Origin of the sequence: Streptomyces aurantiacus (assembly GCF_027107535.1) — a bacterium.
Classification (GTDB): Bacteria; Actinomycetota; Actinomycetes; order Streptomycetales; family Streptomycetaceae; genus Streptomyces.
Genome location: NZ_CP114283.1, coordinates 5,569,949 through 5,586,390, shown reverse-complemented (window position 1 = coordinate 5,586,390; position 16,442 = coordinate 5,569,949). Strand labels below are relative to the sequence as shown.

Here is a 16,442-nt window from a genome sequence, read left to right as displayed (position 1 = left end):
GCCAGGACGGCCGGGCCGGTCGGCGGGGGATACCGTCGGCGCATGGACGGTGATCCTCGAGGATGGCGCCAGTGCCTGCTGGCCGGAGCGGTGTTCGCGGTGTGCATGGCCGGCACCACACTGCCGACCCCCCTGTACGGCCTCTATCAGGAGAAGTTCGGGTTCTCCGAGCTGACGGTGACCGTCGTGTACGCCGTCTACGCCTTCGGGGTCATCGGCGTGCTGCTGCTGGCCGGCAACGCCTCGGACGCGGTGGGCAGACGGCCGGTGTTGCTGTGGGGCCTCGGATTCGCAGCGGCGAGCGCCGTCTGCTTCCTGTGTGCCACCGGGCTGGGCTGGCTCTACGGAGGCCGGCTGTTGTCGGGGTTGTCCGCCGGTCTGTTCACCGGTGCCGCCACGGTGTACGTGATGGAGTTGGCACCGTCCGGGGGTGTCTCCCGGGCCACGTTCGTGGCGACCGCCGCCAACATGGGAGGGCTGGGCTGCGGTCCGCTGCTCGCCGGACTTCTCGCGCAGTACGCCGTCTCACCGTTGTACCTGCCGTTCGCCGTTCACCTCGTGCTGGTGGCCGGCTCGGTGGCCGCTCTGCTGTGGCTGCCGGAGACCGTACGCGAGCGGCGGCCGCTCCGCACGGTACGGCCGCAGCGGCCGGGGCTGCCCCCTCAGGTGCGGGCGGTCTTCGGACCTGCGGCGATGGCCTCGTTCGTGGGGTTCGCGCTGTTCGGGGTGTTCACGTCGGTGAGCCCGGCGTTCCTCGCGCAGTCGCTGGACGTGGACAACCACGCCGTGAGCGGGCTCGTCGTCGCGCTCGCCTTCTTCGCCTCGACCGCGGGGCAACTGGCGGTCGGCCGGGTCGGGGTGGACCGGTCGCTGCCGCTGGGCTGCGCCGGGCTCTTCGCGGGACTGGCGCTGCTGGCGGGCGCGATCCTGTGGGAACTGCTGCCGCTGGTGGTGCTGAGCGCGATCGTCGGCGGATGCGGGCAGGGGCTGGCGTTTCGCGGGGCGCTGTCCGCCGTGGCCGGGGCGTCTCCCGCCGACCATCGCGCGTCGGTGATCTCGACACTGTTCGTGGTGGCCTACGCGGGCATCTCGGTGCCGGTGATCGGTGTGGGCGTACTGACGGGCCCGATCGGCCTGGAGAAGGCGGGGCTGGTGTTCATCGCCTGCATGGCCGTCCTGGTCTCGACCGCGGCCGTCCACCTGCTCCGGCGGTCGGCACGAGCGAGTACGTGAGTGAGGACACCGTAGCCCCGCGGCACCGATCGGAGCGCGCCACCTGCTTTTGCCGATGGCCGAACGCCACGGGGTTCCACCTGTGTTCAGCGTCCCCAGGAGGTACACCCCGACGATCCGTCGGCGAACTCGAAGCAGGCCCGCGCGTCGGACGCCCGCTCGATTCCGATCATCAGGGTGTAGAGGACATGGTTCGGTACGGTGACCTGCCGTGACTGCTGCCGCTCGTCCGCGGTCTCGACCCGCACCCGGTCCCCGGGCCGCGGTTCGACGATCCGGCCCCACGCCGCCCGGCACGTGGAACTGACGCGCAGTTCCACGATTCGCCCGGCGATCTCCCGTTGCGCCCGTGTGCCCGCATCCGTCCAGCAGTCCGTGTCCTGCTGTTCGGAGTTGCGGCCCGTGCAGCTCTCCCCCCGGCACGGCCCCGTGCTCAGCCGCGGCGCCGCCTCTTCCTGCCCGCCGCCGCGCGACCACGCCCAGGTTCCCGTGCCGAGTGCGGCGGCCAGCACGGCCCCCGCCGCGGCGACGGCGGTGGCGTTGCGGTGCGGGATGCGTTTCCGCGGCCCGAACGGTGGTGGCGCGTCCGCCGGGATGTCCTCCTTGGTCTCGCTGCCGGCCTCCACCTGGGCGTTCACCGCGGTCTCGGGCACCGTCCCCGCACCGGTCGGGGCGTCGCGCGCGTCCCTTCCGCTCCAGGCCCGGTCGGCGAGCCGCCACAGCGCCAGCAACCGTGCCGGATCCGCCCCGCTGAGCTTCGCGAGCGCCTCCACCGCGTCGCGCGGCGGCAGCGTCTTGCCGTTGAGATAGCGCTCCCACGACGACTTGCTGTACACGGTCCTGGCTGCCAGCGCTGCGAAGCTCAGACCGGTGCTGTCCTTGGCCTCCCGCAGCCGTTCCAGGAGGTGGCGGACCTCGGGTGCGGTCGGCTCCGATGTGCCCTTCGGGAGTGGCCGGGCGCTCTCAGTCACCCGGTTTCCTGAGCGCTAGCCAGGTCTTCGGGCCGACGATGCCGTCGTCGTCGAGGTGACGGGACCGCTGGAACCGCTGCACCGCGGCCCTGGTGTTGGGCCCGAACGACGCGTCGACGCCTTTCGGGTCGAAGCCGTGCCTCTTGACCAGGCACTGCACCTCCGCGACCGCCTCGACGGTCGTTCCCACGCCGTACTCGTCGGTCACGGTCGTGCTGTGCCCGGCGTACAGGAGGCCGTCGCGCACCGTGAAGTGACAGGGGAACGTCCGCGCGGAGTAGGTGGAAGTCGGAACGGCCGTGCTCCTGGCCTCCTTGCGCGGCTCTGCCGACGGCTCCTCCCACGGCTGTGCGGCCGACAGGGCCGCCGCAGCGAGCACCAGCACGAGGGCCACCGCGGCGGCCAGCGGGCCCCTGCGGAGGGGCCGCCCGGAGGGCCTCCGTTCGGACGGCGATGCCGTGCCTCGAGTGTGGACGGGCCCTTGCGTCTGCTCGTGCGCCGGGTCTGCTTCGTCCGCCCGCGGTTCCGTTTGTTGCTGCGGATGCTCCTGCGGACCCGGTGCTGCGGGCTCCGGCACGACGGCGGAACTGGCCACCTCCCACAGCGCCGTCAGGTTGATCCGGTCACCGCCGCACACGTCCGCCATGGTCTCGACGGCCTGCCGGGGCGGCACGACCTTGCCGTTGAGGTAACGCTCCCAGGACGACTTGCTGTAGGCGGTCCTGCTCGCCAGTGCGGCCAGACTCAGCCCGCTGTGGTCCTTCAACTGCCGGAGCTGCACCACGAGTTGCCGGACCCGAGGATCCAGCGCCTCGGGCAGCGCCTTCCAACGCGACATGCCAACCCCTTATTCGCACCCCTGTGTGTGCATCGCACCTCTGTGTGCGCCGCAGCGTGGCTAAGCGTACGGAGATATGGCCGTCCGGGCACAGGTTCCACATCTCTCGTGCCGCTCGCCCTCACGGCGCCCTCACATCCCGCCGCCGTTTCGTCCCACGTGACGTCCCAGCAGCTCAGGGCGACAGGCATCCCGCGTTGTCCCAACCGGCCCTGGTCCTGTGGCCTGTTGCGATCACGGCCCTCCACCATGGCTGTCGTTGGGACGGACGGCGCGGCTTGCCGGCGTCGTCCGCCGCACACGACCGATGTTCAGATCGACCACATCTACCCCGGGGGTCTTCCATGACACTCACCGCAGCTCGCAGGCGCACCGCGATCACGCTCGCCTCCCTCACCCTGCTGGGCGGTACGGCCACCGGCGGCGTCGCTGTCGCCGCCGAGGCGGGCGCCACCGCGGCCGCCGCCTACCCGTGCGACGTGACCATGAGCTCCAGCGGCCGGCTCTCCGCCGGCTACTACAACGGCACCACCGTGCAGCCCTCCACCTCGCAGGTGACCGCCGCCGGCAAGGAGGCCCAGTGCCTCCTGCAGTACCAGGGCTACAACCCGGGGACGATCGACGGCATCTTCGGCCGCAACTCCACGGCAGCGGCGAAGAGGTTCCAGGGTGTCGTCAACGACGCGTGCAACATCAACCTGGACGAGGACGGGAAGGTCGGTCCGCAGACCTGGCCCCACCTGCGTCGGCTCTCCTGCTGATCCAGAGGTGACCTGGTGGTTCCCTCCTCGCAGGTGACCGCCGGCAAGGAAGCGCAGTGCCTCGTCCGGCTCCGGGGCTGAGGCCCGGGGACGATGGACTGCGTCTGGTGGTATCCGCGCCGCACGAGCTGCTGACCTCACCGGTCCCCACGGGGGTGGGGCGGCTGTCTCCAGGATCTCAGTGGTCCTGGAGACAGCCGCCGGTCCCGGCACGCCTCGCGCCCTCACGGTGTCGGCGCGGTGGTGCTGTACTCGCAAACGCTCCATGGCCGGCGACGACAGCGAAGTACCGCCGGACCACTGGATCCTGGCGTTCGAAGCCGATCAGTGGTGGCGGAGCCTGCTGAACTCCTCGATCAGTACGGGATACTGCTCTCCGCCGTGTCCTGCGGCGATCGCCCGGTCGGCCATGGTCTTGAGCAACTTCGGCAGTTCGGTGTTCACTCCCACTGCCTCGCTCTCCTCGATCAGGTGCTCCATCGCCCGTGCGTCGGTCTCCAGAGCGGACACCTCGGCCGGGAAGACCCCCTTGTCGATCTGCTCGGCGTATCCGGGCAGCCATCCGGCGACGCCGGTGGCCATCTGCCGCGCGAACGGTGCATACGTCGAGGCGTCGACGCCGGCCGTCCTGAGCATGGCCGTGCCCTGGAGCCACGCGTTGAGGATGCTCCACATCATGGCCAGGCCGGCCACGTCGTACAGCGACGCGAGCCCGTGATCGGCTCCCAGGTAGGTGAGGGTGCCGAGCGCGGCGAGTGCCGGCTCGTGCTCCTCGAAGTCCGCCTGGGGCCCGCTGTGCAGAATCACCGCCTCGGCGGTGCCGATGGCCGGCGGGACGGCCATGACGGCGCCGTCCAGGTAGCGGGCACCACGCTGCCCGGCCCATCGGGCAGCTTCCCTGGCCTGGGCCGAGCTTCCCGAGGTCAGATTGATCAGCGTCGTGCCGCCCCACTCGGCATCGTCCGCGCCGAACAGCTCGTACAGCGCCGGGTAGTCGGTGACACAGACGACGGTCAGCGGACCCGCCTTGAGCGCGTCACCGACGGTCGGCGCCAACCGCGCCCCATCGGCGACCAGTTGGTCGGCTTTGGAGGACGTGCGATTCCATACGGTGGTGGGATGCCCGGCCTTGAGGAACGCGCCGGCGAGTGCCTGCCCCATCAGGCCGAGCCCGATGACGGTCACGGGTGTTTCGGTGCTGTTGTCCATGACAGCATCGTCAACGTTGATACCGGTGTGAAGGTCAAGCGAGGTCGCGATGCGGATCGGGGAACTGAGTCGTCGGACGGGAGTCCACACTCATCAGTTGCGCTACTACGGGGCTCAGGGGCTGCTGGAGGCGGGCCGCGGCGCCAACGGATATCGCGAGTACGACGAGAACGCGGTACTGCGGGTGAAGCAGATCCGGCACCTGCTCGGCGCCGGTCTGTCTTCCGAGGACATCGCGTACCTGCTGCCCTGTGCGCTCGGAGAGGCGCCGGAGCTGCTCGGGTGTCCCGAGTTGCTGGCCGCGATGCGGTCCCGGTTGCAGCGGCTTGACGACCAGATGGCCGCTCTCGCCCAGTCCCGCGACGCTCTTGCCGGTTACATCGAGGCGGCCGCGCGAACCGGTGGCGAGAGTTATCCGCCCTTCGACGGCACCGACCCGGAGCTGCTCCCCGCCTGAGGAGCCGCGGTGTCGGCCCCGGTCCGAGCGGCGCCGACGCAACGGGCGCAAGGCCGTCCCGCTCGTCCCACGGGGGCGGGGGTGGTGCTGTCAACTGGGCCGTCCGGGAACCGCCCGGGTCAGGGACAACGCCGGTCAGGGCGTGCGGCGGACCGCTGCGGGACCCCGGCGATGCCCTCCCGCCGCGGCCGCGGCGGGAGGGGTGGGCCACACCCCAGCCCGGTCATCCACTGCCGGGGCGGCTGCCGTTGGCGCGCCGGGAGCCGCCGCGTTCCGACGCCGTACCGGACACGGATACGGCGAGGACGGACAACAGGACGAGAGCACAGGCCGGACCCAGCACGGTCCAGGGCGCCAGTTCCACGTACGGCTGGTTCTCCGACAGGAGGCGGCCCCACTCCGGAGTGGGTGGCTGCTCGCCCAGACCGAGGAAGCCGAGGGAGGCCAGGACAAGGACCGTGGTGGGCAGCCGCAGCATGGCGTTGCGCAGGACGGCGGGAAGTACCGCGGGGAGCAGGTGGTGGCGCAGCAGATACCTGCGGCCGGCGCCGAAGGAGATCGACGCGAGCATGTGACCGCTCGCCCTTTCCTGTTCGAGCAGCGCCGCGGCCTGGGCGGCGTACGGGCTCCAGCCGACCACGCACACCGCGCACGCGGCACCCCACACCGATGGCCCGGTCACCGCGGTCGTCAGCAGTCCGGCGAGGACGGCCGGCAGCGTCGACACCACTTCGGTCAGGCCCGCGCCCACCTGGGTCGCCATGCCGATCAGCAGACCGATGACGGTGCTGATCGCCGTGACGGCGAGGGCCACGCCGGCCGTGAGCAGCGCCCCGTGGCCGAGCCGGGCCAGCAGGTCACGGCCGAGGGAGTCCGTGCCCAGCGGGTGAGCGGCGGAGGGAGGCAGGAGCCGGGCGGCCGTGTCCACGTGCAGGGGATCGCGCAGCAGCCCGGCTGTGACCGCGGCGAGCAGGGCGATGGCACAGAACCCGGCGACCCAGCGGGTGGAGCGCCGGCTCGCGAGGGCCGGTGGGTGCAGGGCGGGCAGGGCGCCGTCCCGCAGGGCGGGGCCGAGGAGAAGCCGGCGCAGGGCTTTGATCAGCAGGCCGGCGACGACGCCGAGCAGGACGAGGACCAGCGTCGTCGTCTGCAGGGGCGGGAGATCCTGGGCCACGGCGGCGTCCAGGGCGAGTCGGCCCAGTCCCGGGATGTTGAAGATCTTCTCCACGGCGACCGCGCCGCCGACCAGGGCCACGACGGTCGGCAGGAGCTGGGGGAGTACCCCGGACTGCGCGCGGCGCAGGGCGTGACGGGCGATGCGGGCGGACGAGAACCCGAAGGAACGCCACGTGCGGGCCCACGGTTCGTTGAAGGCGGCGGGCAGCGCCTGGTCGAGCATCCCGCCGATCATTGCCCCGGACGGTACGCCGAGGGCGAGCGCGGGCAGCACCATCGACCGCGGTCCCTCCCAGCCCTGGGAGGGAAACCAGCCCAGCCACACTCCGCACACGGTGGCGAGCAGTGAGGCGAGCGTGAACTTGGGCAGTGAGGCGAGGACTGCGGCCCCGACGCCTGCCCGCCGCCGGTGCAGCCGTCGCCGGGATCCGAGATACAGGGTGCGCCCACAGACCATCGCGGCCACCGCGATCGTGACCACGAGTGCGCCGAGCATCAGCGTGAGGGAGACGGCGAGGGCGGCCGTCACCTGGGGCAGAACGGGTTCGCCGGACACCCAGGAGGTGCCCGCGTCGCCGAGCGGCAGTCCGCCCAACCAGTGTGCGAGGTGGGCGAACGGCCCGTCGTCCAGGTTGAGTTGCTCTCGTACCGCGTTCAACTGCGCGGGCGTCGGGTCCTGGTCGGCGGAGCGGGCGCGCAGGACCGTCAGCGCGGGGTCGCGCCCCGACAGCCAGGGCAGCAGGGCGACGGCCGTGAGGAGCGCGGCCGCGGCGACGACGCGGCCGGCGCCCGCACGCCACTGGACGGGGCGGACATCGGCCCCGCCCGCGGTTTCGCTCATGTGCTGCTACTTCACTCGTGTGTCGACATCGATCAGAGAGCGCTCGCGGGGGTCGAGAATCACACCCTCCACATCGGTGCTGATGCCCTGAACGACCTTCTCGTGGACCAGGGGGACGACGGCGTCGGTGCGCAGGATCTCGGCCTCGGCCCGCATGGTCTTCTGCCGGCGCTTGGCGGTGTCCCCCTCCTCGGCGGCGGACTTGACGGCCTGGTCGACCTTGGGGTCCTTCAGTCCGGCGATGTTGTAGACGCCGTTGCTGGTGTAGTCGCTGGCGAGGTAGGCGACCGCGTCGCCGGTGTCGAGGAGGGTCACACGCGAGAAGACGAGTGCGTCGTACTTGCCCGCGAGGAGATCGGCTTCCATCTGGCTGTACTCGCGCACGTCCTGCTTCACGGTGAACCCGGCCTTCTCCAGCTGCTGTTGGAGGACGCTCGCGGCTTCGGGCAGTTCAGCGCGGTTGGTGATGGCGGCGAGGCGCAGCGTTTTGCCCTTGGCCTTCGACTTGACCTGTGCGGGGCTCGCGGCCTTGGCGCGGTCGGTCACCTCGACGCGGTTGGCGGCCGCCCAGGAGACGGCGGGGCCGAACAGACCCTGGGCGGGGTCGGCGTATCCGCCGAAGACGGAGTCGACGAGGGCGGAGCCGTCCACGGCGGCGCGGGCGGCCGCGCGCAGTGCCCCGTCGGTGAGGAGGCCGCTCTTGGTGTTGAGGATGAGGCTGTCCGTCCGCACGGAGCGCACTTCGTGGCGGGTGTCCTTGTCCAGCAGCTTCGCCTGGGCGGTGGGGATCCACTCGGCGATGTCGACGTCGCCGCCGCGCAGGGCGTTGGCGCGGGCCGTGCCGTCGGCGATCCAGGTGACGTCGATGCCGGATGCCTTGGCCTTGCCGCCCCAGTATCCGTCGAACCGGTCGAGTGTGGCCTTGGTCTTCCCGTTCAGCTTCGTGATCTTGAAGGGGCCGGTGCCGGTGCCGACGGGGTTGGCGGTGCCTTCCTTCGCGTACGCCTTGCTGGAGAGGATGCCCAGCGCGGGACTGGCGAGCCGCAACGGGAGCACCGGGTCGGGGGTCTTCGTGCTGATCGTGACGGTGTCGGCGTCGGTGGCCTTGGCGGTCAGGGTCACGTCGCTGAGGACGCGGGGTTTGGTCGTCGCGTCGCCCGCATTGTCCAGTGCCCGCACGACGGCCTCGGCGTCGACCTCGGCGCCGTCCTGGAACGTGGCCCTGCGCAGCTCGAAGACCCAGGTGGTGGCGTTCTTCTGGGTCCAGGACTTCGCCAGTGCGGGTGCGGCGGTTCCCTCTTCGCTCAGAGCCGTGAGGCCCTCGGCCACGGAGAGCTTGCTCAGCACGGTGGCGTCATTGCTGTACGGAGACAGGGCCTGCGCCGGCGGTATCGCGAGGGCGACCCTCAGGCGCCCGCCCTGTCCCGATTCGGCACCTGCGTTCGAGGTGCCCTCGCCCGACGCGAAACAGCCGGCCAGCAACGGGGTGAGAGCAAGGACCGCGAAGAGGCCGCGGGAGGTGGTGCGCATGGGGTTCCTGTCGTGCGGGAGGCGTGGTCACGCCCCGGCGGGATGAACGCGGTGGCCAGGGCCGTGCCAGTCTATGAGGTAAGGCTTACCAAACTTTCATCGGGTAGGTGAATTCTCAACCAATGAGATCGCTGCGCCCGGAGGACCGCACATCCTCGGACCGCGACAGCCGGCCGGGCCGGGGACGACCACCGCGTGTGGGACGTCCCCGGTAGGCGAGGACGGTGAGCCCAGGCAGGCGCAGCGCGCGGGCAGGTGATGCTCGAGCCCGGACAGCCTGATGCCGGCGATCCGCGGGAACCAGCCGCCCCTTCCCTCCGACTCCTGTGGGGAAGCGAGGAGGTGGCATGGGCGGTCTGGACGTCCGGATGTGTGAAGTCGTCTGCCGCCACGGCCGGATGGAGGCCGTCCGAGACGTCGACCTGGACGTCGCGGCGGGCCGGCGGGTGGCCCTGACAGGCACCAACGGCTCGGGCAAGACCACGTTGCTGCGAGCCGTTCTCGGCCTGCACCGTCAGTACGGCGGCCGGATCCTCGTCGGCGGTCGGGACACGGAGAACGCGGCCGGGTGGGCCTGGCGGCGCCGGGCGTGCGCCTGGATTCCCCAGAAGCCCGCGGCCGGCCGGTTCCCGCTGCTGGCAGGGGAGCTGCTGGCGAGCAGCGGTGCGTGCGCCGAGGCGGTGGAAGCTGCGGAGAGGCTGGGTGTCGGGTCGTTGACGGGACGGGCGCTGCACACACTGTCCGGAGGGCAACTCCAGCGCATGTATCTGGCCCGCGCGGTCGGTTGTGTTGCCGCCGGTGCGGGCCTCCTGCTGGCCGACGAACCCACCGCCGCGCTCGACTTCAGCGGGCAGGAGGAGGCCGCCGACGTCCTGCTGTCCCTGCCCGTGACCGTCATGGTCGTCACGCACGACCGGGCGCTCGCCGACCGCTGCGACCGGGTACTGGAAATGGCCGCAGGCCGGCTGAGGGAGGTCCGGTGAACACCCTCACCGCCGCCGACCTCGCACCCCTGCTTGAACTCGTACCCGTCCAACGCGCGGGCGTCGCACTGCTGTTGGCCGCGATCGGTCTCCCTGTGATCGGTGTCGTGATCGTCGGGCTGGACATCATGCCGGTGCGGTTCGCGATGATGCATGTCGCCCTGCTGGGCATCGCGGTCGGGCTGCTGACCGGGCTCGATCCCATGCTGTGCGCGCTCGTCGCCTGCGCCCTCGCGGGCGCCGGGGTCGCGCCGCTCGCGCGCACCCCGGACGGTCTGTCGGGTGCGATGGGTCTGCTGATGAGTCTGGCGATCGCCGCCGCGCTGCTGCTCCTGTCCGTGTCCGGGGTCAACGCCCAGGGAGCGTTCGCGCTGTTGTGGGGCTCGATCCTGTCCGTGGGCGCCGCCGACCTGTGGCTGCTGGGCGTGCTCGCGGTCGCCGTCCCGGCCCTCTTCTGGTGGCGCCGCCGCGATCTCGCGCTGCTGCTCCACGACCGTGAACTCGCCCTCGCCTCGGGCGTGCGAGTCGACCTGCTCACCCTCCTGCTCCTCGTCCTGGTCGCGGTGTCCGTGGCGGGAGCCATCAAACTGACCGGCGCGCTGCTCGTCGACGCGCTGACCCTGCTGCCCGCACTGGCCGCGCGACGGCTGGGCACCTCCCTGAAGTCCATCACTGCCTGGGCGATGGGCATCGGCGTCGTAGTGAACCTCACCGGGTTCCTGATCGCGCTGAAGCTCGACTGGCCGCCCGGGCCCGTGCTCGTCCTGACGGCCGGGGCCGCGGTCCTCGCCGTCCATCTCATCCCCGAACGGAGAATCAGCTCATGGCGCGCATCCGCGTCCGCATCACCCGTGTCCCTTCCGTCCTCGCACTGAGCCTGAGTACCGCGCTCGCCCTGACCGTCACCGGCTGCGGCGCCGACAAGACCGAGTCGGACGCGGGCACGAGTGGGAAGAAGAACGACGACGCGCCGGTCGTCGTGGCCACCACCAGCTGGGAGGGCGCCTTCGCGAAGGCCGCGGGTGCCAAGGACGTGAAGGTCATCGTCCCGTCGTCCGCCCAGCACGCCCCGGACTACGACCCCAAGCCGTCCGACCTCACCGCCGTCGCGGGCGCCGACTTCGTCCTCTACGCCCCCTTCGAGCCGTACGCCGAGAAGATCAAGGAAGCCGCCGGGTCCGACGCGAAGCTGGTCGAGGTCGACCTCGACAACGACGCCGACAAGGTGAGCGCCGAGGTGGCGCGTCTGGGCAAGCTGTTCGGCACCGGGGACGCGGCCGCGCGATGGGACACCTCCTTCAAGAGCGAGTACGGCACGCTGCAGAAGGAGCTGAAGGTGGCGTGGCCTGGCGGCAAGGCACCGGCGGTCGTCGCCCAGGTGTTCTCCGTCTGGTCGGCGAAGCTGGCAGGCGCCGAGGTGAGCGGCACCTACGGCCCTGAGGCCGTGACGGCCAAGCAGCTGTCCGACCTGGCGAAGAAGAAGCCGGCGTACGTCTTCGACAACGTGCACATGACGACGGGCGAGGTGCTGCCGGACTCGGGGGCGAAGCAGGTGGAGATCGTCAACTACCCGGGCAGGGACCTGGATCTGCTGACCGTCTACAAGAACGCGGCGGAGACGATCGAGAAGGCGATGACCGCGTAGCGAGAGGGACGAGCACGCCGGGAGCGGGGGAGTCCCGCCGAGACGAGTGCGGGGCCGCCGGGAGATGTCCGGCGACCCCGCACTCGTCCGGGTCAGACTGCCTGCGCGGCAGGTTCCGAGCATCGTTCCCGCAGCAGCGCCCGGTCCGGCTTGCCCGCGGGCGTCAACGGCAACTCCGCGACGATCAACAGACGTTCGGGGTGTTTGCGCCGCTCGAGACCGCGCTCGTCCAGATGCGTGGACAGCTCCTGCAAAGTGGGTGCCTCACCGCGCGGCACCACGCAGGCTGCCAGTCGCTCGCCCATCAGCGCGTCCGGCACCCCGACACAGACCACGTCCCGGACGAGCGGGTGGACGGCGAGTTCCATCTCCACCTCGGCCGGGCTGATGTTGGCCCCGCCCCGGATGACGACGTCCTTGAGGCGGCCGACGATCCGCAGGTTGCCGTCACCCTCGATGAGACCGAGGTCCCCGGTGCGTACCCAGCCGTCGGCGGTGCGGTAGCGGGCGTCGAGGCCGGGATCGGCGACGTAGCACAGCGGTGTCATGGGGCCGCGGGCCACGATCTCGCCGACGGAGCCCTGCGGCGCCTCCCGCAGCTCGCGGGTTCCGGGGACGGCGATGCGGATGTCGGCGACGCGCGGGTCGGGATGTCCCGCGAGGACGCCGGGTCCTTCCCCGCGCAGGGGTTCGCCGCCCAGGCCGGTGTGGCAGTTGACGCCGTCCGCCGAGCCGTAGAGGTTCACGACCGGGCAGCCGAAGACCCGGCGGGCCTCTTCGGCCGTGGCCTCGTCGAGCGGTGAGCCGCCGACGATCACGGCCGTCGGGGGAGTGAATGCCGGGGGACGGCCCTCGGCGATCCGGTCCAGCATCATCCGGATCATGGTCGGCACGCCCAGGACGTGCGTCGGCTCGTGCGCGGCGAGTGCGGCAAGGGCCGCCTCGGGAGTGAAGTGGTCCAGCAGGACGAGTGTTCCGCCGTGCCGGGAAAGGGTGACGGCGGTGCCGTTGCTGCCGAACGCGGAGGCCAGGGGGACGAGGAACAGACAGCGTGGCGGCTGCTCGTCGGGTATGAGGGAGGCGAGGAAGTTGCCGCGGCCTCCGGCCAGCGCGTTGTGGGAGTACGCCACCATCTTCGGCTCGGCCTCGGAGCCGGACGAGACCAGGATGCGGGCGGCGGAGTCGGGGTCGGCTCGGGCAGGGCTGAAGGACGTGGGGTCGGTGCGCAGCAGCGAGGAGAGCGCGACCGTGCCTCCGGGGGCGGCACCCGGACCGGCACTGATCACCGTACGCAGGCAGGGCAGTTCACCGGTCAGGGCGAGCAGGTCGGCGGCGTGCTGGTTGCCACGGTGCTCGGTGGCGGCGATGACGGAGACTGCCTCCGCCCGGCGCAAGAGCGAGGCCGCCTCGTGGTGGCCACGGCCGACCGGGAAGGGCAGGGCGACAGCGCCCAGCGCGGCCAGGGCGAGGTCGGCGATGACCGCGTTGCGCCCGTTGGGCAGTTGGATGCCGACGACGTCACCGGCGCGTATGCCGAGCCCGGACAGCCCGGCGGCCAGACATCGCACCTTGCGGTCCAGCGCGGTGTAACAGAGCTTCCCCTTGGCGTCGAGGACCGCGATGCGGTGCGGATCGGCGATCCGGCGGGACCGGTAGAGGCTGTAGAGGTCGAGGTCGGGGCAGGTTCCGTCGACCGCCCAGGCACGGCGCAGCTCTGTGGGCAGCAGATCGTGCAGGTCCACGGTCATGCGAAGCTCCAGGGGGTCGGGACGGCAGGTGCGCCGTGGTCGTCGCGGCTGATCGAGCCGGAGGAGAGGAGATCGGTGAGGTCGGTGACGACCGGGACGGCGAAGAGACCACGCTCGCGCAGCTGCTCCAGAGCCTGATCGGTGGACAGTTCGCGCACGTCGTACGGGATCGCGCCGTGATCGGGAAGGGCGATCCAGCCGTCGGCGGTAGGCAGCGGGCGGCGGAACCCGGCCGGCCGACGCGGGTCGAGTCCTTGCGCGGCCCGGGCACGGCCGGGCGCCGTGAGCACGTCGGCGGCACCGAGCAGGGACGAGTCGACGCGCACCCCGCGGCCGGTGCGCTCACGCAGCAGCAGCCCCGCCAGGATCCCCTCGGTGCCGAGCAGTCCGCCGAGCACGTCGAGCAGTGTCATCAGGGACGGCGCGGGAGGTTCGTCGGCGGGCCGTACGGCCTCGCCCACTCCGGTACGGGCCTGCACCATGAAGTCGGTGCCCATGGGAGCATCCGGCAGCCGCCCGGCCCAGCCGCTGGTGTACGCGTAGACGAGCGCGGGGTGTGCGGCGGCCAGGTGCTCGTGGTCGAGGCCGAGCTGTGCGGCCTTGCCGGGCGCCCAGTTGTGCAGGAACACATCGGCGTCGGCGGCCATCTCCCGCAGACGCTCCCGGCCGGCCGGGGACTTGATGTCCACCTCGACGGCCTTCTTGCCCCGGTTCAGTGCGAGCCATCGCGCCGAGACACCCGAGCAGGCGGGCGGCATACCGCGCAACGGGTCGCCGCCCGGCGGCTCGATCCGGACGACCTCCGCGCCCAGCAGGCCGAGAAGATGCGCGGAGAGGGGGGCCTGAATGCGGCGGCCCGCCTCCAGGACGGTGAACCCGGCCAGCGGCAGACCGTCACTCGCTCCGCCCGGGAGGTGACCGGCGTGGTGCGGGGTCAGTTCCCAGGGTGGCGCGCCGTCGTACTCGGCGGCCCGTTCGACCAGCGACCGCAGCGGGCACACGTCGGCGCTGGAGCTCCCGGCGGCGTGCCGGACCCGCTCCCAGGAATTCACCCGCACCGTCTCGTGCAGTGACTGCGGGAACGCGGCACACGCGGTGGCGTATCGGAACTGGAAGGGCCGCCACCCCTGACGTATCGCCTCTTCGGGAGCGTCGAGGGCGCGCCAGAACGCCGCCCACACGCCGGGGTCGAGTGTCTCCAGCTCGAACACGGTCCCGTCGGCGGAGGTGAAGGGCGGTCCGCCCGGCGCGAGTTCGGCGGCCTCGTCCTCCTCGGCCCCGGAGGCGGCCAGGTACTGCGAGATCGCGAGCAGACCGGCGCGCTCGGCACTCACCTCCACCTGTGCGCCGCGTCCGGCCCCTCGGGCCGAGGCCACGAGGCCGGCCAGCAGGCCCTGCACGGCGAGCACTCCGGTGGCGGTGGCGGCGTAGTCGACGGCGAGGCCGCGCGGGGAGCCGTCGCGTCGACCGTGCACCGCCATGATGCCCGTCGTCGCCTGAGCGGTGGCCTCGTCGGTCGCGGCCCCGCCCCAGGTGGTGCGGGCGGTGACCTCGCCGAGGCCGTCGCCGGTCACGGTGAACGTGCTGCCACAGATCTGGTCGACCTGGGCGCCGAGCAGCCGCAGATGCTCCGCGACGAGTCCGTCCGCCGGACCCGGCGGGCCAGAGCTCTTCAGCCGGAGTCCGTCGAGAGGGCTGCCCGTCCGAGTGATCGCCGGCGTGGCTGGAGTCGCCATGCCTCTCCTTTCCTGACGCACGGGAACCCGGGGGCCCTCGCCCCCGACCTGCTCCACGGAAGAAGCAGTCGGACGGTCGACGGCCGGGGTTCCCGTGCCCTTGGGGAAAGTGAGGAAGAATCCGCATGGAGGAGACCACCGGGGCGCCCAAGTGCCCAGCAGAAACACGGGAGTTGAGGGACAGCGTCGCGGCGTTCGTACGCGACCGGGTGGTGCCCCGTGAGTCGCTGCTGGACGCCGGCGGACCGGAAGCGGCAGCCGTCCTGCGTGCGTTGCAGAAGGCTGCGAGGGCCGAGGGTCTGTGGGCGTTGCCGCTTCCCGTCGAGCTCGGAGGGCAGGGGCTGCCGCTGGGGGCGTACGCGCATGTCGCCGAGGCCGAGGGAGCCAGCGACCACGGACCGGCCGCCCTCGGATCGGCGCCCCTGCTCGACGCGCTGATGCTCTGGCGGCACAGCGCCCCGGACGTCCGCGACCCCTACGCCGAGCGCCTGGTCGCAGGAGAGATACGGGCCTGCTACGCCATGACCGAGCCCGAGACGCCGGGCACCGACCCCTTCCTGACCGGCACACGTGCGGTGTCGGCCGAAGGCGGAGGCTGGCGGGTGAGCGGGCGGAAGTGGTTCATCAGTGGGGCGGCCGACGCCGACCTCGTCACGGTCCTCGCCCGCACCGACGGCGAACCGCCCCACCGCGAAGGGCTGTCGCTGTTCCTGGTACCCACCTCGGCATCCGGCTTCCGTGTGGTGCGTGAACTGCCCGTGTTCGGGACCGGCGGACAGTGGGAGATCGCTCTGGACGAGGTCCTGGTCCACGGGGACCACCTGATCGGCGACCGCGGCAAGGCTCTCGACATCGCGGGAGAACGGCTCCAACTCGGCCGTACCCTGCGCTGCTTGCGCTGGCTGGGTCAGGCACGCCGCGCCTTCGACCTGATGCGCGGGCGTGCCATGACCCGAACCCGCTCCCGGGGCCCGCTCGGCGAACTGCAACTCGTCCAGCAGCACGTCTTCGAGTCACTGCTCGCCCTGCGGACAACCCGCCCGCTCGTGTACGAAGCCGTTGCCCGCCTCGACGCGGGGCTCGACGCACATGTGGAGGTCGGACTGGCCAAGGTGGCAGCCGCCCGCACCCTCCAGCAGGTGGCCGACGCGGCGATCCAGGTCCACGGAGCAGCGGGTCTCGGCCCGGACACCGCGCTGCCCTCCCTGTTCCGCACCGGCAGGGCCGCCCGCATTCTCGACGGCCCGGACGAACTCCACATCACGTCGGTCGCGCGCCGGGTCCTGCGCACCCCCTAGCTTCAAGATCTCGGCG

General features: G+C 71.7%; 14 protein-coding genes. 7 read left to right on the top strand and 7 right to left on the bottom strand.

The genetic code is table 11. The features are described 5' to 3' along the window. The first annotated feature begins 42 nt into the window (after positions 1–42). Positions 43–1,233, top strand: coding sequence for an MFS transporter (locus O1Q96_RS26985; protein ID WP_269250608.1), 1,191 nt, complete (start codon positions 43–45; stop codon positions 1,231–1,233). Positions 1,234–1,319: 86 nt separating this feature from the next. On the opposite strand, the gene O1Q96_RS26980 is transcribed toward O1Q96_RS26985, so the two are convergent. Continuing rightward, positions 1,320–2,204 carry a helix-turn-helix domain-containing protein gene (locus O1Q96_RS26980; RefSeq protein ID WP_269250607.1) on the bottom strand — a complete coding sequence of 295 codons (885 nt, stop codon included), beginning with the start codon at positions 2,202–2,204 and terminating at the stop codon, positions 1,320–1,322. Next, positions 2,197–3,042 (bottom strand): helix-turn-helix domain-containing protein, encoded by an 846-nt coding sequence (locus O1Q96_RS26975; protein ID WP_269250606.1) that lies wholly within the window; start codon positions 3,040–3,042, stop codon positions 2,197–2,199. Before O1Q96_RS26975 ends, O1Q96_RS26980 begins: the two co-directional genes overlap by 8 nt. Before the next feature lie 344 nt (positions 3,043–3,386). On the opposite strand from O1Q96_RS26975, the gene O1Q96_RS26970 reads away from it, so the two are divergent. Next, complete coding sequence (locus O1Q96_RS26970) at positions 3,387–3,803, top strand: peptidoglycan-binding domain-containing protein (RefSeq protein WP_269250605.1); 417 nt, start codon at positions 3,387–3,389, stop codon at positions 3,801–3,803. A 324-nt stretch (positions 3,804–4,127) separates the two neighbouring features. Here O1Q96_RS26970 and O1Q96_RS26965 read toward each other — a convergent pair whose 3' ends face one another. Then, positions 4,128–5,012 carry an NAD(P)-dependent oxidoreductase gene (locus tag O1Q96_RS26965; protein ID WP_269250604.1) on the bottom strand — a complete coding sequence of 295 codons (885 nt, stop codon included), beginning with the start codon at positions 5,010–5,012 and terminating at the stop codon, positions 4,128–4,130. Between the two features lie 49 nt (positions 5,013–5,061). Here O1Q96_RS26965 and O1Q96_RS26960 point away from each other — a divergent pair, with 49 nt between their 5' ends. After that, complete coding sequence (locus O1Q96_RS26960; protein WP_269250603.1) at positions 5,062–5,469, top strand: MerR family transcriptional regulator; 408 nt, start codon at positions 5,062–5,064, stop codon at positions 5,467–5,469. 223 nt (positions 5,470–5,692) lie between these two features. Here O1Q96_RS26960 and O1Q96_RS26955 read toward each other — a convergent pair whose 3' ends face one another. Both O1Q96_RS26955 and O1Q96_RS26950 read right to left on the bottom strand, forming a co-directional pair. Next, positions 5,693–7,486 (bottom strand): ABC transporter permease subunit, encoded by a 1,794-nt coding sequence (locus O1Q96_RS26955; protein WP_269250602.1) that lies wholly within the window; start codon positions 7,484–7,486, stop codon positions 5,693–5,695. A 6-nt stretch (positions 7,487–7,492) separates the two neighbouring features. After that, positions 7,493–9,016: an ABC transporter substrate-binding protein gene (locus O1Q96_RS26950; RefSeq protein WP_269250601.1), complete on the bottom strand. Its 1,524-nt coding sequence runs from the start codon at positions 9,014–9,016 to the stop codon at positions 7,493–7,495. 347 nt (positions 9,017–9,363) lie between these two features. On the opposite strand from O1Q96_RS26950, the gene O1Q96_RS26945 reads away from it, so the two are divergent. From O1Q96_RS26945 to O1Q96_RS26935, 3 genes are read left to right on the top strand one after another with little or no spacing between them, the layout of a single operon-like run. Then, positions 9,364–9,999, top strand: a complete 636-nt coding sequence (locus O1Q96_RS26945) for an ATP-binding cassette domain-containing protein (RefSeq protein ID WP_269250600.1) — start codon at positions 9,364–9,366, stop codon at positions 9,997–9,999. Continuing rightward, positions 9,996–10,874: a metal ABC transporter permease gene (locus O1Q96_RS26940; RefSeq protein WP_269250599.1), complete on the top strand. Its 879-nt coding sequence runs from the start codon at positions 9,996–9,998 to the stop codon at positions 10,872–10,874. The genes O1Q96_RS26945 and O1Q96_RS26940 overlap by 4 nt, the downstream gene beginning before the upstream one ends. Continuing rightward, on the top strand, positions 10,823–11,644 hold the full coding sequence (locus O1Q96_RS26935) for a metal ABC transporter solute-binding protein, Zn/Mn family (protein ID WP_269250598.1): 822 nt from the start codon (positions 10,823–10,825) through the stop codon (positions 11,642–11,644). Before O1Q96_RS26940 ends, O1Q96_RS26935 begins: the two co-directional genes overlap by 52 nt. Before the next feature lie 92 nt (positions 11,645–11,736). Here O1Q96_RS26935 and O1Q96_RS26930 read toward each other — a convergent pair whose 3' ends face one another. Both O1Q96_RS26930 and O1Q96_RS26925 read right to left on the bottom strand, forming a co-directional pair. Then, entirely contained in the window at positions 11,737–13,392 is a 1,656-nt protein-coding gene (locus tag O1Q96_RS26930) for an AMP-binding protein (RefSeq protein ID WP_269250597.1), read from the bottom strand. Continuing rightward, entirely contained in the window at positions 13,389–15,128 is a 1,740-nt protein-coding gene (locus O1Q96_RS26925) for a CoA transferase (protein ID WP_269250596.1), read from the bottom strand. The genes O1Q96_RS26930 and O1Q96_RS26925 overlap by 4 nt, the downstream gene beginning before the upstream one ends. A 125-nt stretch (positions 15,129–15,253) precedes the next feature. Here O1Q96_RS26925 and O1Q96_RS26920 point away from each other — a divergent pair, with 125 nt between their 5' ends. Further along, positions 15,254–16,426: an acyl-CoA dehydrogenase family protein gene (locus O1Q96_RS26920; RefSeq protein WP_269250595.1), complete on the top strand. Its 1,173-nt coding sequence runs from the start codon at positions 15,254–15,256 to the stop codon at positions 16,424–16,426. The last annotated feature ends 16 nt before the right edge of the window (positions 16,427–16,442 follow it).

What these genes read in the sequence shown, in the direction of transcription:
- O1Q96_RS26965 (WP_269250604.1), bottom strand. Translation starts at nt 5,012, where the DNA reads ATGGACAACAGCACCGAAACACCCGTGACCGTCATCGGGCTCGGCCTG.
- O1Q96_RS26970 (WP_269250605.1), top strand. Translation starts at nt 3,387, where the DNA reads ATGACACTCACCGCAGCTCGCAGGCGCACCGCGATCACGCTCGCCTCC.
- O1Q96_RS26935 (WP_269250598.1), top strand. Translation starts at nt 10,823, where the DNA reads ATGGCGCGCATCCGCGTCCGCATCACCCGTGTCCCTTCCGTCCTCGCA.
- O1Q96_RS26930 (WP_269250597.1), bottom strand. Translation starts at nt 13,392, where the DNA reads ATGACCGTGGACCTGCACGATCTGCTGCCCACAGAGCTGCGCCGTGCC.
- O1Q96_RS26985 (WP_269250608.1), top strand. Translation starts at nt 43, where the DNA reads ATGGACGGTGATCCTCGAGGATGGCGCCAGTGCCTGCTGGCCGGAGCG.
- O1Q96_RS26955 (WP_269250602.1), bottom strand. Translation starts at nt 7,486, where the DNA reads ATGAGCGAAACCGCGGGCGGGGCCGATGTCCGCCCCGTCCAGTGGCGT.
- O1Q96_RS26925 (WP_269250596.1), bottom strand. Translation starts at nt 15,128, where the DNA reads ATGGCGACTCCAGCCACGCCGGCGATCACTCGGACGGGCAGCCCTCTC.
- O1Q96_RS26920 (WP_269250595.1), top strand. Translation starts at nt 15,254, where the DNA reads ATGGAGGAGACCACCGGGGCGCCCAAGTGCCCAGCAGAAACACGGGAG.
- O1Q96_RS26960 (WP_269250603.1), top strand. Translation starts at nt 5,062, where the DNA reads ATGCGGATCGGGGAACTGAGTCGTCGGACGGGAGTCCACACTCATCAG.
- O1Q96_RS26975 (WP_269250606.1), bottom strand. Translation starts at nt 3,042, where the DNA reads ATGTCGCGTTGGAAGGCGCTGCCCGAGGCGCTGGATCCTCGGGTCCGG.
- O1Q96_RS26950 (WP_269250601.1), bottom strand. Translation starts at nt 9,016, where the DNA reads ATGCGCACCACCTCCCGCGGCCTCTTCGCGGTCCTTGCTCTCACCCCG.
- O1Q96_RS26945 (WP_269250600.1), top strand. Translation starts at nt 9,364, where the DNA reads ATGGGCGGTCTGGACGTCCGGATGTGTGAAGTCGTCTGCCGCCACGGC.